Here is a 22,710-nt window from a genome sequence, read left to right as displayed (position 1 = left end):
TATTTTATAAACAATGACATCAATGTAGGCTTTTTTTCATACTATATTTCTGGGGTGAAAAAATGCCAAGAGTAAATTACAAAAGTTCAGACGTTGACTTAATGGCAAGGATGATGAGAGCTGAAGCCGAAGGTGAAGGGTTACAAGGAATGTTATATGTTGGAAATGTAATTGTTAATCGTCTTAAAGCTGATTGTTTAGACTTTATAGATTTAAGAACAATTCCACAAGTCATTTATCACGTACAAGGAGGAAATTATTCTTTTGAAGCTGTTCAAAAAGGTAATGTATTTTATCAAAGAGCGAGGACTGCTGAAAAACGATTAGCAAAACAGAATTTGGAATACTGGAGACAACACCCAGGGAAATATGCCCTTTGGTATTTTAATCCATATGCTCCATGCCCGCCTACATGGTACGATCAACCCTTTGCTGGACAATATAAAAATCATTGTTATTATGAACCAAAACCTGGAACATGTGAAAGTGTTTATACCGGTTAGGTTGTCTAGGAGCTATTATTAATTCTTGAATTTTATTGTAATTTTGCCTTTTTGGTGCTACGAATACAAAATTTTTAGGTGTTGGTAGCCAACCATATTCATTCAATGCAACTCCTGTAGGTAATGTAACAGTTGTCGGTTGAAAAAAACGCTTGAGACCCTAACCGAAGCCTATTTTTTCAATCGTTGTTTTGATGTACTTTTATCTCACGAAATAAAAAGGGAACTTCCTGGTTAGCAGGTGTTCCCTTTTTATATATATCAAACATTAAGTATTAGTAATTTATCCAAGAAAGCAAGATTGTGAGATATTATACTCAAACTAAAGGGTGCTTTAGTTGAACATGAAGAGTATTTAGTTTACGCAGCTCGATATAATAGATGAAAACCATTAGGAGTTGACTTTATGCTTAATCGGATCAAGAATAAATTGATTCCCACACAAGTAACGGGAGAAGAAGTAGATAATATCTACGCTATCTTACCCCCTCCAGGAACCAATCAGAATTGATCATGCAAACAGCCCTATTTATATTGGTGAACATGATTTATATGAAGAAGAAGTAGAGAATGAAGATTGATATTGAAATTTATGCTTGGCATAGTCGAATAGGTTCCATGTATTCGTTATTAATGTATTTTAAATCGATTTTAGAGCGTTAACCAAAAGGGTTAACGCTATTATTGTTTGCAAAATAGCTGGATAATGAAGTGAGTGGATTTTTCCTTCTTTTTTAACTAACGGGTGCGTTAGCTGAAGAATCAGAGCTGTCTTTAAGGCAGCTTTTTCTTTATGCAACTATCGGGGCAGGTTAGTTGCATAAAAAATAATTATTAAGAATGGTGTTTTTGTTCAATATTGAAAAAAATAACCTCGATCTTTCGGGGTTATTTTTTATTTTTGAAATTGGTCAAACTAGTGGTATCAAATCAATTGGAAAGCGTATTTGGGATTACGTTTTATCCTTCATCCTTCATTGATTTAAAAAAAGTTGACAAAGTCCACTAATAATACTAAAGTATTAGTGGATGAAGTCCACTAAAAAGGAAGGCTACAATGAAAATTAATAATAATACCATTGCTGATATACGGCAATTCAATAGATTTTATACGAATATACTTGGTGTATTAGATAAGCATATATTTGATACAGGATATTCTTTAACTGAGGCACGAGTCGTTTTAGAAATCGGTATGATGGAGCAGTGTATAGCAAACAATTTAGTTGATAAACTGGAAATTGATCGCAGTTATATGAGTAGAATAATTAACAAGTTAAGTAAAGATGGACTGGTTATTAAGGAAAACTCGACTTTGGATAACAGAACTAGTCTGATTCGGTTGACTCCTAAAGGGATGACTCTTTTTAACCAGCTTAATGAAAGATCCGATGAACAATTAGTGAGGTTATTCCAAGGATTATCACAAAATGAAATAAAAGAAATCCATGCTTCTATGATGTTCATTCAGAAGAAACTGGATAGTTTGGGGAGAATATAGGATGATACGTTTTGAAAATGATTATACAGAAGGTGCTCATAAGCAAATTCTAAAACGATTAATAGAAACCAATGAAGAACAAACACCCGGATATGGAGTGGATGAACACTGTGAAAAAGCGAGGGCTTACATTAGAAAAGAGTGTGATGCTCCGAATGCAGATATACACTTTTTAGTAGGAGGAACACAAACGAATACCACTATTATCGCTTCCATTTTGCGCCCGCATCAAGGTGCAGTTTCAGCAATTACTGGTCATATAGCAGCACATGAATCTGGCGCAATTGAAGCAACGGGACATAAAATACTTACTTTACCGAGTGATGATGGGAAAATCCAAGCAGCACAGGTGAAAAATTTATATGATGCTCATTGGAATGATGTCACTCATGAGCATATGGTACAGCCAGGCTTGGTTTACATTTCTAATCCTACAGAAAATGGAACGACTTATAGTAAAGTCGAATTGGAAGCATTAAGTAAAGTTTGCCGGGAATGTCGTTTGCCATTGGTAATGGATGGCGCTAGATTAGGATATGGTTTGGCTTCAATGGATAGCGATTTAACCTTGGCAGATATTGCAAGTCTATGTGATGTATTCTATATTGGCGGAACTAAAGTTGGTGCGATGTTTGGTGAAGCAGTAGTCATCATAAATGATGCCCTGAAAAAGGATTTCCGATATATTATCAAGCAAAAGGGAGGATTATTGGCAAAGGGAAGACTTTTGGGGATCCAGTTTGAAACCTTATTCGAAGATGGATTATACTATGAAATTTCTAATCATGCCGTGGAAATGGCAATCATGATTCGAGATGCATTTGTTGAAAATGGATTTTCATTACGATATGATTCTACATCAAATCAGCAGTTTCCCATTTTGCCGGATGATGTAATTTTGGAATTAGGCAAAAAGTATTCATTTTCCTTCTGGGAAAAAGTCGATGCCTCACACAGTGCTATGAGATTTTGTACTAGTTGGTCTACGAAAAAAGAACATGTTGAAATGCTTGTAGAAGATATTAAGGCGACTAAAGGATAAAAAATGGCAACGATAGAGTTATACGCAGAGAATAGTTATTTAAAAGAATGTACGGCGAATATTGTTTCAATAAAAGAACAATTTGTTGTGTTTAATCAAACGATTTTTTATCCAGGTGGCGGTGGACAGCCTTGTGACCGAGGGATTATTAAACAAGGTGATAAAACCTATAATATTTTAACAGTAAAAAAATAGATGGAGAAATTATTCATGAACTTGAACGTCCATTACAGCACATTAATCAAACAGTAGAGATGCAGATTGACTGGTCTTGGCGGTTTCAGAATATGCAGTACCACACATTATTGCATGTCATTTCAGGTTATTTATATCAACATTACAATGCTTTAGCTACAAGTAGTTAAATTGAAAAAGAACATGCGAGATTAGAGCTGTCTTTTTCTCCTGGAATAATACAAGAAATACCATTTGATCAATTAGAACAATCAATAAAGAAGTTACTGGCACAACCCCATAATGTTTACACGAAAATATTAAGTAGAGATGAAGCCGAGCAAAAAGAAGGGACTATTAAGACGGTAATTAATTTACTTCCAGCTTCTCTTAACGAAATTCGAATTGTTCAAATAAATGATATTGATGCGCAAGCATGTGGCGGAACCCACGTCAACAACACAACTGAAATTAAAGACTTCTCCATTATGAAAATTCAAAATAAAGGTCCCATGAAAAAAAGGATTAAAATTCAACTACTGGATTAAGTTCTACTATCCCTTCTTTTTAGCAATGAGGGGATAATCAATTGGACAGTAGAAAATTTATACGGGAATAGTTCAATAAACGGTAGCATCAATATTGATTATTATTTTCATGTTCCAATTTGCAGCTGCAGTTTGTTATGCAATTAACAGGTGCGTTCGTTCTTTAAAGAGCTGTGATAATGAAGTGAACCCAAAAAGTTAGACACTTTATTTAATTAGGCAGCCTTGAGGGCATGAACCCGGAATTCTACCGGGCTCATGCCTTTTAATTTTACCTTGATTCGTTGATGATTGTAGTAATGGATATATTCTTCTAATTCTTGTTTGAAATGCTCCATGCTTTCAAATTCTTGAAGATAAAGTAACTCTGATTTTAATAGGCCAAAGAAGTTTTCTATGACCGCATTATCGAGACAATTTCCTTTACGGGACATGCTTTGTGTAATGTTATGTCTTTTCAAATCATGCGAATATTGTTTCATCTGGTAATGCCAGCCCTGATCTGAATGAAGAATGGGTGAATCTTTCGATTCCAAGCGGTCAAAGGCTTTCTCCAGCATTTTGGAAACGAGGGGATAAACAGGCCGAGATTCGACATTATAGGCGATGATTTCTCCATTAAACAGATCAAGAATGGCCGATAAGTATAGTTTCTCCCCAGCTAGATGGAATTCTGTGACGTCTGTCACCCATTTTTCATTTGAGTTTGTTGCCTTGAAATCACGTGCTAGAATGTTGGGTGCAATCTTGCCGATTTTCCCTTTGTACGAACGGTATTTCTTCATGCGAACTAAAGACTTCAATCCTAGTTCATTCATCAATCGGAGAACTGTTTTATGATTGATGCGAGCACCTCTGTTACGTAATTCTAGGGTGATACGCCGATACCCATAGCGCCCTTTATGCGTATGGAAAATCTCTTCGATAAGGGATTTCATTTCTGTGTATTTATCCTCACGCCCGAAGGCGTTTACCCAATAATAGTATGTACTCCGTGCCATGTTAGAAATGGATAGAAGCAGATTTAAATCAAATTGTTTCCTTAGTTCATGGACTACTTTCGCTTTGTCTTTCTTTGTAGGGCTTCCTTTTCTTGAACTAAGGCATTCAACTTTTTTAGATAGGCATTCTCTGCACGTAAGTATTCTAATTCGGCAAGAAGTGCTTCTTGAGAGCCTTTAGCTGGTGATGTTTTTTTGGTTTCTTTTTTCATGGATAGACGCCCCTTTTTCTTTGGTTTAAGGGCGTCTATACCTCCTTCCTTCAACTGATTTGACCATTTCAAAAGTGTAGAATCGGAAGGAAGATTATAGTGTACAGCGGTCTCGCTGATCGATGCCCCATATTCGTTCATATAATTAAGTACCTCTAGTTTAAAGGGCAGAGTGTAATTTGTATAGGATGAAGCAATTCCTTCCATCCCATGTTCTAGATAGCGAGCGACCCATCTCTTCAGAGGGGATAAACCTACATTTCTTTCTTGTGCGATGGATTTATAGGATTTTTTCCCTTCCAAGTACTCTAAAACTGCATGTAATTTTTCGTCTATCGTATATTTAGTCAAAAAAACTGCACCTCCAATTGTTAGATGTTGTCTAACAATTGGGGTGCAGTTCATAATCAGCTCTTTTCTTATGGAGCTAAAGTAGCAGGACTGTAGTATAAGACTTGAGTAGTCAATTTCAGATGTTAATTTTTCTATCTTTGGTACAATAAAGAAAAATTAAAAGTGGGAATTACTATTAAAAAGAAAAGCCTTTATGCCCTTAATTTAATATTATTGCTATTATTAGTGGCTTGCCAACAATCATCAGAAAATTTGAATTTTAAGGGTGATAGTGAAAATTGATCAGCAAAACTTAATGTAGTAAAAACTGATAAAGGAAAAGATTATAAATCTGTTGAAAACCTTGAATTTAAGATTAATACTCCTAATTATGCTTGGGGTATGGGCGATATTGAATTGAATAGTACTGGTGTATACAAAACACATAAAACTGAAACGGGTGAATTTTCTACGTCAAAAACTGATGTTATCGATATAGAAGTGACGTGGAATGGAAAGGTTGAAAACTTTTCGTTAAATAATAAGGAGTAACTTTTTGATTATTTTTTGCATTTAAAAGGAAGATAGTCTGTTTGAACTTAAGCTCCTGAATAATGGATAGCAAGGTTCTTGTTCAACTAACAGGTGCGATTCTTCATTCTAAAAAATCTGATTGAAGGTTACTTTATTTTTAGCACAGAATAAGTTTACTAACCGTATTCAACTATCTTTTATATATTTACGACGTTTTATTCATACCATATTCTATCCTTTTCTTCGGAGTATGATTGGCAACAAAAATACCGATTAAAATTATCGTTGCACCAATATATTCTTGCATGACCATCTTTTCACCAAGGAATAGAAAGGCAAAAATTGCAGCGGTAATTGGTTCTAAGGAAAAGATAAAGCCAGTATTTTCAGGTGTTGTGTAGTTTTGCGCTATTGATTGAACGACAAATCCAAAAGCAGAGCAAATGATTGCTAAACTGACAATGGCTGCCCAACTAACAGCACCTATTGGCCATGAAAATGGCTCAAAAAGTAATGATGCAATTAGCCCCAGTATCCCCGTAAACCCAAGCTGAAAAATTCCAAGCTGAAAGGCATCAACAGTTCGTGCAAAATAATTATTTGCTACAATATGGATGGCATATAATAGGGCTGTTAATAAACAATAAATTATCCCGATTTCAAAAGTGAATGAATCTTTCAATGAAAGCAAAGTGAGTCCTGTGAACGTAATTAGAGTGCCCAACATAACTTTGCGTACTGGTAATTTCCTTTTAATTACAACCATAATCAAAGGAACAAAAATAACAGTTGTCGTAATTAAAAAGCCAGCTGTTGAGGCACTGGTAGTTTGCATTGCAAAGCCGAATGTAGCAAACACACCACATAATATAGTACCTAAAATCGCACTCGCTTGGATCGTTTGCCGATGCACGTGACGTATTTTTTGAAAAAACAATAGAGCCATTACAATGAATGCAATAATAAATCGAAATGCAACAAGCATAAATGGCTGCACTTCACCTATACTGAATTTCGTAAATATATAAGATGAGCCCCATCCCATTGTAACGAAGACTAATAGAATATTAGCTTGTTTTTGTGTCATGTTAATCTCCCTCTCTATATAAGTGATATAATCGTAGCATCCCTTTTGTTATTAGGGAAACGAATGTTTTTAATAAAACTATTAGATTTACTAATATAGAGGTGATTAACATGAATGCATATTTCGCACTTCTTGCGGTACTTGAAATGGGTAGTTTTACAAGTGCGACAGAAACAACTTGGTTATACGCAATCAGCTGTCAGTCAGCTTGTTCATACAGTAGAAGCTGACTTGGAAACGCAGCTTATCATTCGTTCACGGACAGGAGTAACACTGACACCAGATGGAGAGCAATATTTACCGTTTATTAGAAGTATTTGTAATGCAATTAGAGAATTACATGAAAAGAAAAAGGAAATGCAAGGGTTAGAACGAGGGACTATTCGAATTGGAACATTTTCGAGTGTGGCATGTCACTGGTTACCACAATGGATGAAGGAATTTAAAATACTGTATCCTAATGTCCGATTTGAAATTCATTTAGGTGATTATACGGATATTGAAAATTTAATTAAAGAAGGGGTAGTAGATTTTGGCTTTGTGAATCCAGATGCAGTGACACAACTCGAAATGATTCCTATTCAACAAGATGAAATGCTTGCGTGTTTACCACCAAATCATCATTTGGAAATGCGTGATAAAGTACTATTACAGGAATTATTAGAGGAGCCTTATATCTTATTAGATGAAGGAGCTGTTAGTGAACCTCTTAATGTATTTCATCGACACCAATTTGAACCGAAAATCGAATATCGTGTACAAGATGATTATGCCATTATGTCAATGATTGAGCAGGGACTAGGTCTTTCAATTTTGCCTTCATTAATATTAGAACGTTTACAATATAATATTGTGACAAAATCGATTGAACCACAAGTAATGCGGACTATTAGTATAGCTTATAAAGAGAAAAGTATTTTACCGATTACAAGTCGATATTTCATTGACTTTATTGTAGCGAAAGGATAGAGAAAAAGCGATGCGAGCCATGGCAGATCACCCTGAATTGGTTCAATTTGCAACTGAAATTGAATGAAAAAGGACTTCTTTATTGCAAAGGGGTTCTTTTTTTGTGCATTTCTCTTGTAGAACTTAAGGGGCAGTTTAGTTTAAGAGGTATTACCTGTAAATTGTAGAAATTATATAAGAAATAAATATGAAGGTGGTTTCTATGGGACAGTTTCAACCAAAGCATTTCATAAAAAAGAACGGTGAATCATTTTTATTGAGAACAGCTTTACCCGAAGACGCGGAGAAGGTGCTAAGATTTAATAAGGCTATTATTAGTGAAGCCCCTTATTTACTTACTACCGAGACTGAATTCAAAGTATCTTATGATCAAGAAAAACAATTTTTAAAACATATAGTTGATGACAATGGGAAGTTAGCAATTATAGCTGAATATCAAGAAGAAATAATAGGTTTTTTAGATTTTCATAATGGTCATAAAAAGCGAATTCTACATCAAGGTGCCTTTGGAATGAGTGTTGCCAACGAATATAGAAATCAAGGAGTTGGTAAAGCATTGCTAACTGTATTGTTGGATTGGGCAAAAGACAACCCTTTAATTGAAAAAGTTTGCCTTGAAGTATTTGCTGATAATACGAATGCAATTTGTTTATACGAAAATTTTGGGTTTGTTGAGGAAGGCCGTAAATTGAAAGCTATAAAGATTGATAATGAAACATACTATGACTTAATCTTAATGGCTTATTTTACGAATTAATCACAGATGTTATATAGCTAACGGGTGCTTTACTTCAATATGAGAGGTTGCTGCGGCAACCTTTTTCTTACGGAACTAAAGGGGCAGGTTAATTTAATAAGGATAATCCTGGTTATGATAAAACCATTCTTTTTTGGAATTTGTCTAGTTATTAAGTAATAGTCTTAATGTCTTTTCGGATAACTATAATAAAGGTAAAATACCCATATTTATTGGGTGATTCTGGATATACAATCAAGGCGATTTCCTACCAGATAGGGGGACTTAAAAATGGCATCTATTGTTTACACAGTGATATTAATTGTTAGTTTTTTATTTTTAGTGTGGAAAAATGACGATAAAGAATCTTATTTTCCGTTAAAAATAATTGGATATTTTATATTAGGTTCATTTGCCTTTAATTTCAATCAAATTTCACTTCCACTTGGGTTTGTAGTGTATCTGATATTTTTTCGACCTAAGTTAAATGTACAGGTTAAACGAATAGCTGCGGTCTTTGGTTTTCTTGCATTTATATTCGTCCATTGGACCATAGCATATGCAATGGATGAATGGGAAAGTCGCCCAATATTCATTGAGCATGAACTTGGTTCAGTATATACGATGAACTTTCAAGAAGAATATGAACTGGTTAAGCAAGATTTAAATCTAGAGAACAACAGTTTGAGGCTTGAGGATTTTGAAGTAGACTATACTGAAGATGGAAGAATTACAGACTTAAGCTGGCAACTACTTGGTCAAAATGGCAATAGCTATAATCTCTATCAAATTCGATATGATATTGATAAGAATAGGTATCAAGTTATGAATAGTCAGCTTGAAACATGGCTCCAATACAATCGATTAATTGATGCTGAACATTTTTTTGAAAATCTTAATGTGCTTGATATTAAAGATATTACTCATGCTAAGGGTGACTTTTCTTCCTATGTTATACAAAGTACAGGGGAACTTATCAATTATGCAGTAGAAAATCGAACTCATGTCGTATCAAATGGAGAAATACAATTATTAGATGATGAGCAGTTACCAGTTGAAGGTTATTATATTTCAACATTTGCAATGAAGAAAACGGCAGAAGAAAGAGATGATCAAGGAAATATCACACAAGAAAGCTTCGAAGGTACTGAATTGTCTGATTATCTATTTGATGTAAATTTTGATGAGGAATGATAGAAATTATTGTTGAATATCTAGCAAGCTAAATTTCATCTAACGGAAGGTGTCTATCTAAAAGTTTCTTCCGTAATCAAGGCGAATCCTACTAAAGATTCGTCTTTTATGAATCTTTAAACTGGAATAGGAAAATATGTTAAAATATAACTGACTTTATGAAAAAAACTACTTCAGCTAAAGGGTGCGTTAGCTTAAGATCGGAGCTGTCTTTAAGGCGACTTTTTCTTATGGAACTAAAGGGGCAGGATAGTTCCATAAGGGATACTGTTAAGTGACATTAAAGTCGTTTAAAAACGTCAGTCCTGTTATTCCATTAAAGGGCCGGATTGTGGAGGATTGGAGAATTTTGATTCTACAAATAATTGGGGGATTGGAAGAAGGAAAGCTATGTATAATTAGTGATGTAAGTTTATGCTTTTTATGTAATAATTATTTTGTAGAAATGTAAAGTTACAATTCATACATAGTGAAGGTGGGGATCATAATGGCAACGGGAACGCATACTGTAGAAGTTCCAGTAGATGTACAAGCAGTTTGGGATTATGTCAGTGATCTCGAAAAATGGGCAACGACAGTACCAGCCTATAAAGAACATGAAATCATAAATGACAAGCAATCTATTTGGACATTTGAAGGTAGTGTGAAAGGTATTAAAAAAACAATACAAGCGCAGGTAGATATTACCGAATGGAATGAACCTTCAAATATTAAGTTTGAATTAAAAGGTTTATCAGATAATTTTACAGGAAGCGGTCACTTTACTGCAGAAGATGTTAATGGTAAAACAATAATGACTTGTAAGGTGGAAATCCATGCAGGCGGATTATCTGGTGCGGTGTTAACACCAATTATTAAATGGGCTGTTCCAAAAGTAGCATCTCGTTTAACAGAATCTATCGCACGTAAAATTGCAGTATTCTCATAGTTTTCAAAGATTGAAAGCCAATTCATTTTGGAGATACCTTCTCTGAAGTATAGATGGTAACATTCTGAAGTGACCAAAATAATGATATCGAGCTCTACTAGAAATTTTATAATTAGCGGAAAGGGGGCTGTCCAAAAAGGATGGCCTCTTTTTTTCAATATTCCAGAATCGCTTTTCTTAATGAACTAACAGGTGCTTTAGCTTAGGGTCAGAGCTGTCTTTAAGGCAGCTCTTTCTTTATGCAACTATTGGAGCAGGTTAATTTAAAAAAGGTTTGTAATTTATGGTAAAACAAGATGTATAATTTGTGTAATTCAGAAGGGAGGTTGAAAAGAAATGAAGCTTTCTTTTTGGTTCTATTTGGGAGCTGTGTTTGTTTATTTTTTAAGTTTTATTTCTTCCTTTTCAGTTGGGTTATATGTATTATTTGGAGCAATTTTACTTTTACTATTTGGGTTGGTGATATCTTTTAAACTTCTTAGAAAAGAAATGAATATATTCATTTTAATAGGTATTTCCATTGTAATCTGTGTTGTTTCATATGTCATTTGGTATCTTTTAGTTCATAATGTAGATGACTATTATATATTTTTCCCTTTTACAATTTTCGTATAAATACTTCCTTGTTGAACTAACAGGGCAGTTTAGCTGAAGAATGGTAAAGTTAACTATAAAGAATTTATTAAGGGAGAGAGAGAGACATATGGAACAAGTAAATTTCTTAGATAATAGTCAGTCTTATGAAAATGTGGAGAAAGCTTTCTTAGTGCATAAAAAAATAATTAAAGAACTTCTGGAAGAAGCTGATATCCAGCACATAGGAAGTACAGCTATACCTAATTGCCTTACAAAGGGTGATTTAGATATACAAGTGCGTGTTATTCCTGAACACTTCTCTAAAGCCGTACAAGCACTTTCACAATTATATGAACTTAATGATGGCAGTGTAAAAACTTCATTCTTCAGGTCATTTAAAGACGATACAAAAATTCCTCCTTTAGGAGTACAATTAAGTGTCATTGATTCTGAATATGATTATTTTTGGAAGTTCCGAGATGTTTTATTACGAAGTGATGCTTACAGGATGGAATATGATGAGCTAAAGAGGAAGTATGAAGGCAAAAATATGGATGAATACAGGGAAGCCAAAAACGAATTTTTCCAAAGATTAATGAAGACTCCTGAATTTAATAATCTGTGATAAATTGCTTTTTTCATCTTCAACTACCATGAAAATTAAACACTAATAATAAGAAAAAAGACCATATTAAATAAAACGCAAGCTTCAATTTTTTTGAAAAAGAGCAGCGCCTTATTAGATCTCCTAATAAATCGGTGGTTAGGATGCCTCTGATATATTTACGGTATATCCTAAGTTTTCTAACCTTCGGACCGAATTTCGTACAATGGAAGCTTGCTTTTGCTTATCAAAATAATCTTCGCCTAAGTCTACATACATTTCTTTCCTTGTTAAAAGATAATAAGAAATTCTTAACATGGCGTGGGCAACGACAATTCCAGCTCGTTTTCTTCCTTTTCGCGCAGCTGTCCGTCTGTATAGAGCGCCAAGATAGTTTTTGGAGGCTCCAACTGAATGAGCAGCCTCAGTTAAAGCAGATTTTAAATATTTATTTCCCTTTTTGCCTCTGGTTGATTTCCTTTTTCCTGCACTTTCATTGTGTCCTGGTACGAGGGCGGCCCATGAACATAATCTGGCTGCACTTTCGAACTGTTTTTCAACGTCCGTTCCGATTTCAGCTAGAATTTGTTCTGCCATTCGAGTGGCAATCCCAGGTATTGAATCCAGTCGTTCTATGTTTTCTTGATACACACTAACTCTTTGGGCAACCTCTTGATCGAGGTTTTCAATCTGTTCAGTCAGAAAATCAATATGAGTTAGAATCGTTTTAAGCATCATGCGTTGATGAGGATTCACATACCCATTCAGGGCAAGGATTAAATCATCTTTTTTCTTCTTCATCGAACGTCGCGCAAAGTTTGCTAGTTTCTCAGGATCATCCTCACCATTTGCGATCGCTTGAAGCATGTCCTTTGATGAAACACCCATAATATCAGATACGACAGAGCCTAATTTGATATTTGCACCTTCAAGCACCTTTTGAATTCGATTATGCTGTCTGGCTCGTTCTTCAATAATACTTCTACGATACCGAACAAGCTCACGCAATTCTCGTTGATTTCGATCAGGGATAAAGCTTGCCTTCAATAAACCATGACGAAGAAGTTGAGCGATCCACTCAGCATCCTTGACATCTGTTTTTCGACCAGGGACTGCTTTCATATGTTGTGCGTTAACAACTAAAAATTCCATTTCTTCAGCCTCAATTAAGTTCACGATAGGCTTCCAAAACACACCTGTGCTCTCCATAGCGACATGAGTGCAACCATGTGATTTAATCCAATCCATCAGTTGAATTAAAAACACCGTTTTTGTAGAAAATGTTTGAATCTCCTTTCCTTCGGGGGTCATAATGCAGGCGGTAATGTTATCTTTATGTACATCCATTCCGCATACTCGTTCAATGATAACTTCCATTGAAACCATCCTTTCTATGGCAAAAAATTAGAGGCTGGTGCAAAAACCAGAATAGGATTAATCTACCATGAGTGCTTCCCGTAAGGGAGCGACAGTCTGTGATGCACCGAGGTCGTTGGAGTCAGACTAACGGATGGGCTCTAATGGCACCATAGTTCATCGACCTTCCTCACCCAGCCATAGAATCAGTATGGACGGTTTTCCACCATTTTCATTCTCTGTGGTGCAGCGCTGGTCGTGCGCTGCATGGTTGGCTAACGGGTGCTTTACTTCAAAAAGGGAGGTTGCTGCGGCAACCTTTTTCTTAATGAACTAACGGGGCAGGTAGCTGAAGAGCAGTGACATATAAAGGTATTGTCCTTTTTTACGTAGAATATTTTAAGAATAGCTTGTAAATAAATGGGGGTAGACATATGGAAATTTGTTTTATAGGTGGCGGAAATCACTTGAATAACGAATTAGGTGAAGTGTTCCTGGAACTTTCAAAAATGATTAAACCTGATGCTAAGATTTTAATAATCCCTTTTGCAACCGACAACTCCAGGTATGAAAGCTGGATGGAAAGTATCAAACAAGCCTTTTCAATAATGGAGAATGTGAGTGTTGAATTATTAAACGAAGACCTTTCAGAAAAAGAAATGAAAAAGTCTATAAAAGAACATGATGTTCTTTATTTTATTGGTGGAAAGCCAGAAAGGTTAATCCATGTAATAGAAGAAAAAGGACTTACCCCAATTATCAAAGACTTTCAAGGTTTAATCATTGGATATAGTGCGGGTTCATTAGCTTTCTGCAATGATTGCATAATAACAAAAGATAAAGACTATCCAGAAACGATAGTGATCAAGGGCTTAGGATTAGTTGGGTTTAGCGTTGAGGTCCATTACGAGGATAATATAGATGGAGAATTAATTCCCCTATCAAATGAACGAAAGGTATATGCAATACCAAATGGAAGTGCAATTTTCTCCAAGAACGGGAAACTATTTAAAGTGGCAAATGATATCTATTCCTTTCAAAATATGAAAAAGGAAATAGTAAATTCCTAATTCTTAATGAACTTACGGGTGCTTTACTTCAATAATAGAGGTTGTCTGCGGCGTACTTTTTCTTATGGTTCTAAAAGGAAATAGTACACACGGGAAAGAATATAATGTAATATATATCATTTATTTACATTTTTTTAAGAGAATCCGAAAAGAAAAGGAGCTAAAAAGGTGTATATAATAATTGCATTTCTAGTTTTTGTGATTGTGTTTATTGCAACTACCCAACTAATTTCAAATAGGTATTGGAAATGTATCTATACTACATTTGGATATGAGAATTATTTTAAGGTGGTTTCCAAACTGAAAAGCGAAGGAATAACATACAAAACTAAAACTCCAATAAATATAGGTTCCGAAAATCTCCCAAATCGTATGGATTCTACTCAATATGATGTTTTTGTTAAAAAAGAAGATGAACAAAAAGCCCAGAAAGCACTGCACAAGAATAATTGATTTATCATGGACTAACAAAGGTGAGATCATTGAGTGTGGGCTGTCAGATATGGCAGCCTTTTTCTTATAGAATTAAAGGGGCAGGTTAGTGAAAGAGGGTATCTACCATATTTGTGGAATTATTATTGAAATATGTAAGGTAAAGGGGCTAATAATGATGACAAAAAATAATTTCCAAGTTTCCCTAAGTACAGGAAATTTAGATGATGCAGAAGCCTTGTTAGAAATTCAAAGGGAAGTTGTTTCAGAAAACGAATTTATGATTTCCGTTTTAGAAGAATTTGAAGAGACAACGGAGCAACAAAGAAGTTGGATACAGAAAATTTTAGAAAATGAAAGAGAAACAATAATTGTGGCTGAAATTAAAGGAAAAGTTATTGGTTTGATTGTATTTCGGTCAAAAAATACCAAAAGGCTTGCTCATACTGGTTATTTTACGACTATGATAAAGAAAGATTATCGAGATATGGGTATTGGTAAACTCCTTATTAAAGAACTTTTAAACTGGGCAGAACAAAACCCTTTAATTGAGAAAGTAAGTTTAGGAGTTTTATCAACAAATCAGAGGGCAATAGCCTTATACAAAAGTGTGGGATTTGTAGAGGAAGGACGTAAAATTAAAGAAGTAAAGTTTAGCGAGGACTTATATGTAGATGACATTCTTATGTATAAATTGGTTTAATCCTTCTTGAACTACTATGAAAATAAATTTCTGTAACTTCGAAAAAAGACAATACCAAAGAATCTATTCTTGCGGATGACGTAATAAATCAAAAGGGAAGTTACCTTAATCTCAAGGGCTTATCTCTTATGATGGTTACTTCTCGTTTATTAGGAACCTTACTAGCTCAAGTATTTTTTATTCCAGGGGCAGGATATATTGCGTAGTTTACTAAATTTATTGTCTAATAATTATCTGATTTCTTATAGAACAACAGGTGCGTTAGTTTAATAGGATGCAATAAAGGAGACCACAATAATTGGTCTCTTTTATTAATGTTTAACAAAGCCTGTTTAATAATAATGTATGAAATAAATATCTTTGATGTATTTATCGGCTACTAAATCTGTGTGCTGTACCATGATCTGGATACTAGAAGATTCATGGCCATCTTATTCCGTTCAAAAAGATCTGAGGCAGCACTGCGGAAATGTAAGTAAGGGAATAAAAACTGTTTTTACATTCAGTAAGTGCCGCGTAGAACGTGCAATAAACCGTAAAAAACAAATGATTAAGCTCCCTAATATTTATGATTCATTTCTTTAATGAAATCACTTATAAAAGTCTAAATCTTTGCAGTATTTCCGCACTAACCGTGACGCTTTTGATTGGCTAATGGATAATTGATTAGCGACTTTTCTTGTATTCCTGAATTTTGTATAGGAGTTAACGATCAGGTTTCTTTCAAGTTCTTCTAGCGCTTTATCTAATGAATAATCTTGGAGCATCTGACTCGATAGGTCTTGGGGTGTGCTGTTTCGACTAAGTGGTGTCTCTTGACTTGGGGTTACTCGAGCATTTTTTTGTTGTAGTATGATCGGTAAATCAGATACCTGAATGATAGCATCACTCGTTACAACTAAGCTTTCAACCAAATTCTCTAATTGACGTATATTTCCGGACCATGGATAGTCATAAAAAATATCGAGGACTTCCTTCGATATAATACGATTAACTTGATACTTTTTATTGAATACTGAAAGAAAATAGTAAGATAGCGGGATGATATCTTCTTTTCTTTCCCTTAATGGCGGTATTTGTAAATTAACCACATTAAGTCGATAATATAAATCTTCCCTAAATCGTTTTTTCTGCACCATCTCAAATAAGTCTCGATTGGTAGCGGAAATAATTCGAATATCCACTTTCTTTAGTTCTCTGCCCCCAACAGGAAGAAATTCAAGGTCTTGAATAACCTGTAAAAGCTTAGCTTGAATATTAAACGGGATTTCTCCTATTTCATCTAAAAACACGGTACCACCGTTTGCCATTTCAAGTAGTCCTTTTTTTCCGCCTTTGGTTGCCCCGGTAAAAGACCCCTCCGTGTATCCGAAAAGTTCTGATTCTATTAATTGTTCCGGTATGGTAGCACAGTTAATTGATAAGAAAGGCGAGTTCTTTCGAAGTCCTCTATTATGAATGTATTTAGCCAACACTCCTTTCCCTGTACCAGACTCCCCTTGAATCAAAATGGTTGCATCAACCATAGAAATCTTATCGCATATTTCCATTACATTGTTCATCTGTTCATTGTTCGTAATTACGTTTTCTTTATAAGAATTCTTTTCACTTATTTCTTCTGGTTCCTTTTCCTCTGAAATGTATAACCCTTTATAGTTTGGTTCTTGTGCTGTTGTAATAATAAGTTCAATTTCCTGTTCATCGTTGAGTAAAGGAATAGCTGTTGTAATCATTTCCTTTCCAATATATGAAACTTGCTTTATTGTAACCGATTTCTTTTCCTTCAGAACAAAGGGTAAAATACTAGGTTTCCAATATCCTTTGGAGAATATTTCATTATTATGTTTTCCAACTATTTCGCTTAACTGCTTTCCATAATGCCTTTCATAAGCTTTATTTGCGTAAATAATGCAGGCATCTTTGTTAAGAACATAAATCTCATTAGGTGAATGATCTAAAATTTTTTTCAATATCTCAGTACTCATTTCAATTTTTTCTTCATTATTCATTAAGTTTTGCATGAGTTAGCTCCCTTCATCTCCTTTTATGATGTCAAATGAGTCTGTAATAACTAAAATGAGTCTATTATGGTTAAATTGAGTCAATTATAAATCATATTTATACATTAAAGAAGGGGAAATAGTAAAATATCGGTAATAATAGAGAGCTTTCGAATTGGCATTATCCTTGCATAAGAGTTAAGTAAAGCATGCTACAGATATAAGGAAATATGATGCCAATAGGTAGAGGAGATTTAAAAGTAATACCTGTATCCTTATTCAGAGCAAGTCTTTAATCTTATGCATAATTAAAAGGAGGAACTGCCATTATGTCTACAAAAGAAGATATGAAAAAGTTGGAATACACACTACCTTATAATCAGTATGTGGATCCTGAAGTCATGAAGGGGGAAAGGGAAAATATTTTCTATAAAAACTGGATTATGGTTGGGCATACAAGCCAGGTAGAGAAGGTTGGAGACTTCTTTACATTTGATTTGGTTGGGGAGCCGATTATTGTAACACGGGGAAAGGATGAAGAGTTACGGGCTTTTTATAATATTTGCCCTCACCGCGGTGCGATGGTCGAGCGTACTGAACAGGGCAATAAAAAAATTCTCCAGTGTATGTATCATGGATGGACATTCCATTTAGATGGTAAGGTGAACAGGACTCCAAATTTCAAAACAAATGATATAGAAAAGCCTAGCTGCATGACTTCAATTCGATTAGAAGTACATCAATCGATGATATTTGTAAATCTAGATCAGGATGCCCCTTCTTTCGAAACAGATTATCAATCTTTTTTAAATAACATAAAAGAATATACTTTTCTTAGTTCCTTAAAAAAGGTCAGGGAAAACCGGCGAATTGTTCTTGCTAACTGGAAATCAATCATTGACAATTATTTGGAATGTGATCATTGTCAAATTGCACATCCTAGCTTCTCGAAGGCATTCGATTTAACTAAATATAGTATTACTCCTTGTGATAATTTTTCCTATCAGTGTACAACAGCAAGCGATGAAGAAGAAGGTTCTGGTGCACGTTTTTACTGGGTATGGCCGAATACCATGATTAGTATTTACCCAGGTACTGGAAATATGACAACGAGCCATATTATCCCGGTTGATGAAAAAAGTTCATTGGCTATTTATCGTTATTATTTTGCTGATGAAAAGTTAACTGAAGACGAGGAAGATTTAATTAAATTTGTCGATCAAGTGCGAGAAGAAGACTTCGAACTAGTTGAGTTATTACAAAGTGGATTACATTCTAAGGCTTGTGGAAGAGGAGTATATTCTCCGACCGAGCACGGTTTGAAACATTTTCATCAATTAGTCACAAAGGCGATGCAAAGCTAGTCTGTAATCTATAAATGGTCTATAGTTTATTAAAAATGAAAGCGTTTTATATGTGTTGTTCATTTGTTAGTGAATTATATAAAAGCTAGAGCTGAAAGTGTAGTTTGCATACTATCAAAAAGCAATGAAAGAGGGTTTTTTATTTTATGAAACAATCAAATGTAGATAAAGCAATCTTTTGGCCGGCTCTAGCTATTCTTGCTGCTTTATCAATTCCTGTACTATTAAATCCTAAACAAGGGACTGCTATCCTCGGAGATCTTCATCATTTAATTGCCGAGAGTTTGAGTTCATTATATTTATGGGCTGTGGTAGCGGCTTTAGGTTTCTTGATTTGGCTGGCATTTAGTAAATATGGAAAGATAAAATTTGGTGCGCCTGATACCAAGCCGGAATTTTCAACATTTAGCTGGCTAGCTATGTTATTTACGGCTGGAATTGGTGCAAGTATCACATACTGGAGCGCCATTGAATGGGCGTATTATTACACAGCTCCTCCATTTGGGGCCGAACCAAAAACTACGGCGGCGGCAGATTGGGCGTCTACGTATGGATTATTTCATTGGGGATTTAGCGCATGGGTACTATATTGTCTACCTGCTTTGCCGATTGCCTATAACTTATATGTGAGGAAAAATCCGAGTGTGAAATTGAGTTCAGCGTGTGAAGGTGTTCTCAAAAAGGGAGCAAATAGCTGGGTAGGAAAAGCGATTGACGTTTTTTTCATGGTTGGACTAGTTGGAGGTATAGGGGCTGCTCTAGGCTTGGGACTTCCGATGATTTCTGAAGGTATTTCTGAATTATTTAATATACCACGAAGCTTTATGTTAGATATGGCGCTTATAGTAATCTTGACATTAATCTTCTGTGTTAGCACGTATTTTGGTCTGAAAAAGGGCCTGAAAAGATTAGCTAACATCAATACGTATCTCTTTTTAGCACTTTCTGCATTCGTTCTTTTAGCTGGTCCAACTTTGTTTATTATATCCAGATTTACGGATAGCGTTGGGGTTTTGTTACAGAATTTCTTTCGTATGAGTTTCTATACCGACTCCGTTGCCAATTCTGGCTTTCCGGAAGCCTGGACGATATTCTACTGGGCCTGGTGGTTTGCTTGTGCTCCTTATATGGGCATATTTGTAGCGAAAATCTCAAAAGGAAGAACGATAAGACAAGTCATTTTTGCTGAATGCATTGGAGGAACGGTAGGATGTTGGGCAGCGTTTTCTATAATGGGTAATACAGGTCTTTACTTTGAACTTAATAAACTTGTTCCTGTCATTGACATTTTAGAGAAGAAAGGTGGAGAAGCAGCGATTGCTGCCATTTACCAGGGCCTTCCCGGCGGCAGTATTGCCTTGTTTGTCATTATCATTATCACCCTTATTTTTCTTTCTGCTACATTAGACTCTTCGTCATTCACATTAGCAAGTGCAGCTTCAAAAAAGTTGTCATTAGATCAAGAGCCAGCTCGATGGCATAAAATATTTTGGGCTTTGGTCATAGAGCTTGTAGCGTTTTCCATGATGTTCGGTGGAGGACTACATGCTCTTCAATCAGTAGTAGTCATTACCTCCGTTCCACTCATATTAATAATGGCGATGGCATCAATATCGCTCATTAAATGGATAAAAGAGGATCAGGCAGAAAGCAGTAGCATAGAAAAAACTATCAATGAAGAACCTACAAAACTAACATCTTGATGTATCATCCAAACTGGGAGGATACAGGAAAGGTGCAAAAGCTTAAGGGATAAACGCCAAACAGGCACCAGCTAAAAGAACAGCTGGTGCCTGTTTGGCGTTTGCTGATCCAACCGTATAAAACTTTTCTGGGAGTTGTGTAAAAAAACCTTAAATTATTTACATTCCTTTTATTCATCTTTCCGCTATTACTTGTTTCACTAAGTGTAAGTGATTTAGCTTAAAGGTGCCCAAGCTATTGATACAATTGCCCAAATAATAAGTACAATTGTGAGACAAAGCAATGTAAATTGAATTCTAATGCTTGTAATACCAATTGAAAGTAGGAACGTACCGATTGCTGATCCTAATCTACTTATTGCTGTTGCCAGTCCAACACCAGAAGATCGGGTTTCTGTTGGAAAGCACTCGAGCGGAGTAAAAAAATATATTTTCAATATTCATAATTATTTATATGATAACGCTTACAAAAATTATTGACGAAAGAAAGGGCAGGTGATATTCTATTTATAGAAATATTTGGTTAGTTTACTAAACTAATTAAAAATATTTAGGTATTAAATGTAAGTAATTATTGTTTGTATCATTTTGTAAGGGCTTTCAACACAGGTAAGCAAGAATGCAATGAGATTTATCTGGTTAAAACCATACAGCGTTATTTCTTCTAGGATAAAAACCTGATGAATCAGTGGATTTCTAATGCTATGGAGGGATGAAAATGAGTCAATTAGAAAGGTTGGAATCCGTTGAAGAAGCTGTTGTATACGTTAAAGTCAGAAAATTTGGTATTAGAGATAAACTAGGTTACTTATTTGGGGATTTTGGGAACGACTTTTTCTTTATTTTAGTAAGTTCTTTCTTAATGGTTTACTATACGGATATTTTTCATATCAGTGCAGCTACAGTTGGAATACTTTTTTTAATTGCGCGTTTATGGGATGCTGTTGCGGATGTTACTTGGGGACGTTTCATTGATACAAGAAAGCCAGGCAAACATGGAAAATTTAAACCTTGGATTTTCAGGATGTCCTTTCCATTGGTACTGTCAGGTATATTAATGTTTGTGAAGATTCCAGGTATGTCTGATGGCTTTTATATGGCCTGGGCCTTTGTCACTTACATTGTTTGGGGAACTTTGTACAGCACAGTAAATATTCCATACGGCTCGATGGCTTCAGTTATAACAAGCGATCCTGTCGAACGTACATCACTATCCACATTCAGGACAATGGGAGCTATGTTGGCTAGTTTAATTATTAACGTAGTGGGTCCATTAATTCTATTTGTGGATAATAAGGCAGATCCAAACCATTTTCTGGTAGGAGCTATCATTTTTGGACTTCTTTCTATCTCTTGTTATATAGCATGTTATAAATTATCGACCGAACGAATTATTGCCCCTATAAATGAAAATCAAAAATCTTCTTTAAAAAAGTCTGTAAAAGGAATTGTCAAAAACAAGCCTTTATTGTCTATCCTTGCAGCATCCTTAATTTTCATGATGTGTACGATGCTGATAGGAGCAATTAATGTGTATTTGTTTAAGGATTATTTCAGCAATGCGTCAGCCCTAAGTTTAATAGGATTGGTACAAACTGCCGCAGTTTTCGTTGCTATGCCAATAGCAAAACCATGCGTTGCTAAATTTGGTAAAAAAGAAACGGCGTCAATAGGGATGCTGCTTGCGGGGGGAGTATATGGGCTACTGTACTTCATGCCGAACCTATCTGCGATACAATTCATCATCATTTCAGCAATAGGGATGTTTGGATTTGGATTCTTTAATATTGTGGTGTGGGCATTTGTAACAGATGTAATAGATTATCACGAATATTTAACTGGCCTTCGTGAAGATGGAACTGTGTATTCAATCTATTCATTTGCTCGTAAAGTAGGACAAGCAATTGCAGGAGGAATCGGCGGTTTTGCGATTGCAATGGTTGGATACGATGCAACACGAGAAGCACAAACACAACAAGCGCTTGATGGAATTCATGCACTGGCAACCTTAGTACCCGCAGTCATCTATATAGTTGTTTTCTTAATTTTGGCCTTCCTTTATCCATTAAATAAGAAAAGGACCATTCAACTGGCTGAAGACTTGGCTGAGAGAAGAAATATTAAGGATTAGTGAAAAAAC

The 22,710-nt window shown here is 35.2% G+C and carries 22 protein-coding genes and 1 pseudogene; 19 read left to right on the top strand and 4 right to left on the bottom strand.

What is annotated here, in order from left to right:
- Positions 1-62 precede the first annotated feature (62 nt).
- From JFU50_RS05675 to JFU50_RS31940, 5 genes are all read left to right on the top strand, one after another.
- On the top strand, positions 63-503 hold the full coding sequence (locus tag JFU50_RS05675) for a cell wall hydrolase (RefSeq protein WP_056523359.1): 441 nt from the start codon (positions 63-65) through the stop codon (positions 501-503).
- A gap of 1,057 nt (positions 504-1,560) precedes the next feature.
- Complete coding sequence (locus tag JFU50_RS05670) at positions 1,561-2,004, top strand: MarR family winged helix-turn-helix transcriptional regulator (protein ID WP_201182604.1); 444 nt, start codon at positions 1,561-1,563, stop codon at positions 2,002-2,004.
- Between the two features lies 1 nt (position 2,005).
- Positions 2,006-3,046, top strand: a complete 1,041-nt coding sequence (locus tag JFU50_RS05665) for a threonine aldolase family protein (RefSeq protein WP_201182602.1) — start codon at positions 2,006-2,008, stop codon at positions 3,044-3,046.
- Positions 3,047-3,049: 3 nt separating this feature from the next.
- Positions 3,050-3,241, top strand: a complete 192-nt coding sequence (locus JFU50_RS05660; protein ID WP_201222036.1) for an alanine--tRNA ligase-related protein — start codon at positions 3,050-3,052, stop codon at positions 3,239-3,241.
- Between the two features lie 170 nt (positions 3,242-3,411).
- On the top strand, positions 3,412-3,768 hold the full coding sequence (locus JFU50_RS31940) for a hypothetical protein (RefSeq protein WP_201183478.1): 357 nt from the start codon (positions 3,412-3,414) through the stop codon (positions 3,766-3,768).
- A gap of 215 nt (positions 3,769-3,983) precedes the next feature.
- Here JFU50_RS31940 and JFU50_RS05650 read toward each other — a convergent pair.
- Positions 3,984-5,332, bottom strand: a protein-coding gene (locus JFU50_RS05650) for an IS3 family transposase (RefSeq protein ID WP_201182105.1) whose coding sequence is annotated in 2 segments (ribosomal slippage) — positions 3,984-4,888 and positions 4,888-5,332 — 1,350 coding nt in all. Because the reading frame shifts where the segments join, the coding sequence is not laid out codon by codon here.
- Positions 5,333-5,716: 384 nt separating this feature from the next.
- Here JFU50_RS05650 and JFU50_RS30405 point away from each other — a divergent pair.
- Positions 5,717-5,866: a hypothetical protein gene (locus JFU50_RS30405; protein ID WP_201182598.1), complete on the top strand. Its 150-nt coding sequence runs from the start codon at positions 5,717-5,719 to the stop codon at positions 5,864-5,866.
- Positions 5,867-6,053: 187 nt separating this feature from the next.
- Here the strand turns inward: JFU50_RS30405 and JFU50_RS05645 are convergent, their stop codons facing one another.
- Positions 6,054-6,935, bottom strand: coding sequence for a DMT family transporter (locus tag JFU50_RS05645; RefSeq protein ID WP_201222034.1), 882 nt, complete (start codon positions 6,933-6,935; stop codon positions 6,054-6,056).
- Positions 6,936-7,097: 162 nt separating this feature from the next.
- Between JFU50_RS05645 and JFU50_RS05640 the strand changes: the two genes are divergently transcribed.
- From JFU50_RS05640 to JFU50_RS05620, 5 genes are all read left to right on the top strand, one after another.
- Complete coding sequence (locus JFU50_RS05640; RefSeq protein ID WP_342366270.1) at positions 7,098-7,904, top strand: LysR family transcriptional regulator; 807 nt, start codon at positions 7,098-7,100, stop codon at positions 7,902-7,904.
- A 202-nt stretch (positions 7,905-8,106) separates the two neighbouring features.
- The gene (locus JFU50_RS05635) at positions 8,107-8,661 is read left to right on the top strand and encodes a GNAT family N-acetyltransferase (RefSeq protein ID WP_201222032.1); all 555 of its coding nucleotides are present in this window, start codon (positions 8,107-8,109) and stop codon (positions 8,659-8,661) included.
- 270 nt (positions 8,662-8,931) lie between these two features.
- Positions 8,932-9,834, top strand: a complete 903-nt coding sequence (locus tag JFU50_RS05630) for a hypothetical protein (protein ID WP_201222030.1) — start codon at positions 8,932-8,934, stop codon at positions 9,832-9,834.
- A 487-nt stretch (positions 9,835-10,321) separates the two neighbouring features.
- On the top strand, positions 10,322-10,762 hold the full coding sequence (locus tag JFU50_RS05625; RefSeq protein ID WP_201182588.1) for a CoxG family protein: 441 nt from the start codon (positions 10,322-10,324) through the stop codon (positions 10,760-10,762).
- 703 nt (positions 10,763-11,465) lie between these two features.
- Positions 11,466-11,963 carry a GrpB family protein gene (locus JFU50_RS05620; RefSeq protein WP_201182586.1) on the top strand — a complete coding sequence of 166 codons (498 nt, stop codon included), beginning with the start codon at positions 11,466-11,468 and terminating at the stop codon, positions 11,961-11,963.
- 138 nt (positions 11,964-12,101) lie between these two features.
- On the opposite strand, the gene JFU50_RS05615 is transcribed toward JFU50_RS05620, so the two are convergent.
- On the bottom strand, positions 12,102-13,319 hold the full coding sequence (locus JFU50_RS05615; RefSeq protein WP_201222028.1) for an IS110 family transposase: 1,218 nt from the start codon (positions 13,317-13,319) through the stop codon (positions 12,102-12,104).
- A 413-nt stretch (positions 13,320-13,732) separates the two neighbouring features.
- Between JFU50_RS05615 and JFU50_RS05610 the strand changes: the two genes are divergently transcribed.
- From JFU50_RS05610 to JFU50_RS05595, 4 genes and pseudogenes are all read left to right on the top strand, one after another.
- Positions 13,733-14,368: a Type 1 glutamine amidotransferase-like domain-containing protein gene (locus tag JFU50_RS05610; protein WP_201182578.1), complete on the top strand. Its 636-nt coding sequence runs from the start codon at positions 13,733-13,735 to the stop codon at positions 14,366-14,368.
- 168 nt (positions 14,369-14,536) lie between these two features.
- On the top strand, positions 14,537-14,821 hold the full coding sequence (locus tag JFU50_RS05605) for a hypothetical protein (RefSeq protein ID WP_201182570.1): 285 nt from the start codon (positions 14,537-14,539) through the stop codon (positions 14,819-14,821).
- A 154-nt stretch (positions 14,822-14,975) separates the two neighbouring features.
- Complete coding sequence (locus JFU50_RS05600; RefSeq protein WP_446728172.1) at positions 14,976-15,503, top strand: N-acetyltransferase family protein; 528 nt, start codon at positions 14,976-14,978, stop codon at positions 15,501-15,503.
- Positions 15,504-15,559: 56 nt separating this feature from the next.
- A pseudogene (locus tag JFU50_RS05595) lies at positions 15,560-15,709 on the top strand (lipid II flippase family protein); the annotation flags it as partial.
- Positions 15,710-16,093: 384 nt separating this feature from the next.
- Here the strand turns inward: JFU50_RS05595 and JFU50_RS05590 are convergent.
- On the bottom strand, positions 16,094-17,524 hold the full coding sequence (locus tag JFU50_RS05590; RefSeq protein WP_242486804.1) for a sigma-54 interaction domain-containing protein: 1,431 nt from the start codon (positions 17,522-17,524) through the stop codon (positions 16,094-16,096).
- Positions 17,525-17,832: 308 nt separating this feature from the next.
- On the opposite strand from JFU50_RS05590, the gene JFU50_RS05585 reads away from it, so the two are divergent.
- The 4 genes from JFU50_RS05585 (at position 17,833) to JFU50_RS05570 (ending at position 22,701) form a co-directional block, all read left to right on the top strand.
- Positions 17,833-18,867: an aromatic ring-hydroxylating oxygenase subunit alpha gene (locus JFU50_RS05585; RefSeq protein ID WP_201222026.1), complete on the top strand. Its 1,035-nt coding sequence runs from the start codon at positions 17,833-17,835 to the stop codon at positions 18,865-18,867.
- A 146-nt stretch (positions 18,868-19,013) separates the two neighbouring features.
- Entirely contained in the window at positions 19,014-20,570 is a 1,557-nt protein-coding gene (locus JFU50_RS05580; protein ID WP_201222024.1) for a BCCT family transporter, read from the top strand.
- Positions 20,571-20,870: 300 nt separating this feature from the next.
- Positions 20,871-21,050, top strand: a complete 180-nt coding sequence (locus tag JFU50_RS05575) for a hypothetical protein (RefSeq protein WP_201222022.1) — start codon at positions 20,871-20,873, stop codon at positions 21,048-21,050.
- A 238-nt stretch (positions 21,051-21,288) separates the two neighbouring features.
- Positions 21,289-22,701, top strand: coding sequence for an MFS transporter (locus tag JFU50_RS05570; RefSeq protein WP_201182554.1), 1,413 nt, complete (start codon positions 21,289-21,291; stop codon positions 22,699-22,701).
- Positions 22,702-22,710 lie beyond the last annotated feature (9 nt).

Origin of the sequence: Peribacillus sp. TH14 (assembly GCF_016651145.1) — a bacterium.
Classification (GTDB): domain Bacteria; phylum Bacillota; class Bacilli; order Bacillales; family DSM-1321; genus Peribacillus; species Peribacillus butanolivorans.
This window is presented reverse-complemented; position numbering and strand designations above follow the sequence as displayed.

Excerpts from the sequence above, each read along its gene's own strand:
- JFU50_RS05675 (WP_056523359.1), top strand. The coding sequence starts at position 63 with ATGCCAAGAGTAAATTACAAAAGTTCAGACGTTGACTTAATGGCAAGG.
- JFU50_RS05670 (WP_201182604.1), top strand. The coding sequence starts at position 1,561 with ATGAAAATTAATAATAATACCATTGCTGATATACGGCAATTCAATAGA.
- JFU50_RS05665 (WP_201182602.1), top strand. The coding sequence starts at position 2,006 with ATGATACGTTTTGAAAATGATTATACAGAAGGTGCTCATAAGCAAATT.
- JFU50_RS05660 (WP_201222036.1), top strand. The coding sequence starts at position 3,050 with ATGGCAACGATAGAGTTATACGCAGAGAATAGTTATTTAAAAGAATGT.
- JFU50_RS30405 (WP_201182598.1), top strand. The coding sequence starts at position 5,717 with ATGGGCGATATTGAATTGAATAGTACTGGTGTATACAAAACACATAAA.
- JFU50_RS05645 (WP_201222034.1), bottom strand. The coding sequence starts at position 6,935 with ATGACACAAAAACAAGCTAATATTCTATTAGTCTTCGTTACAATGGGA.
- JFU50_RS05635 (WP_201222032.1), top strand. The coding sequence starts at position 8,107 with ATGGGACAGTTTCAACCAAAGCATTTCATAAAAAAGAACGGTGAATCA.
- JFU50_RS05630 (WP_201222030.1), top strand. The coding sequence starts at position 8,932 with ATGGCATCTATTGTTTACACAGTGATATTAATTGTTAGTTTTTTATTT.
- JFU50_RS05625 (WP_201182588.1), top strand. The coding sequence starts at position 10,322 with ATGGCAACGGGAACGCATACTGTAGAAGTTCCAGTAGATGTACAAGCA.
- JFU50_RS05620 (WP_201182586.1), top strand. The coding sequence starts at position 11,466 with ATGGAACAAGTAAATTTCTTAGATAATAGTCAGTCTTATGAAAATGTG.
- JFU50_RS05615 (WP_201222028.1), bottom strand. The coding sequence starts at position 13,319 with ATGGAAGTTATCATTGAACGAGTATGCGGAATGGATGTACATAAAGAT.
- JFU50_RS05610 (WP_201182578.1), top strand. The coding sequence starts at position 13,733 with ATGGAAATTTGTTTTATAGGTGGCGGAAATCACTTGAATAACGAATTA.
- JFU50_RS05600 (WP_446728172.1), top strand. The coding sequence starts at position 14,976 with ATGATGACAAAAAATAATTTCCAAGTTTCCCTAAGTACAGGAAATTTA.
- JFU50_RS05590 (WP_242486804.1), bottom strand. The coding sequence starts at position 17,524 with ATGCAAAACTTAATGAATAATGAAGAAAAAATTGAAATGAGTACTGAG.
- JFU50_RS05585 (WP_201222026.1), top strand. The coding sequence starts at position 17,833 with ATGTCTACAAAAGAAGATATGAAAAAGTTGGAATACACACTACCTTAT.
- JFU50_RS05580 (WP_201222024.1), top strand. The coding sequence starts at position 19,014 with ATGAAACAATCAAATGTAGATAAAGCAATCTTTTGGCCGGCTCTAGCT.
- JFU50_RS05575 (WP_201222022.1), top strand. The coding sequence starts at position 20,871 with ATGCTTGTAATACCAATTGAAAGTAGGAACGTACCGATTGCTGATCCT.
- JFU50_RS05570 (WP_201182554.1), top strand. The coding sequence starts at position 21,289 with ATGAGTCAATTAGAAAGGTTGGAATCCGTTGAAGAAGCTGTTGTATAC.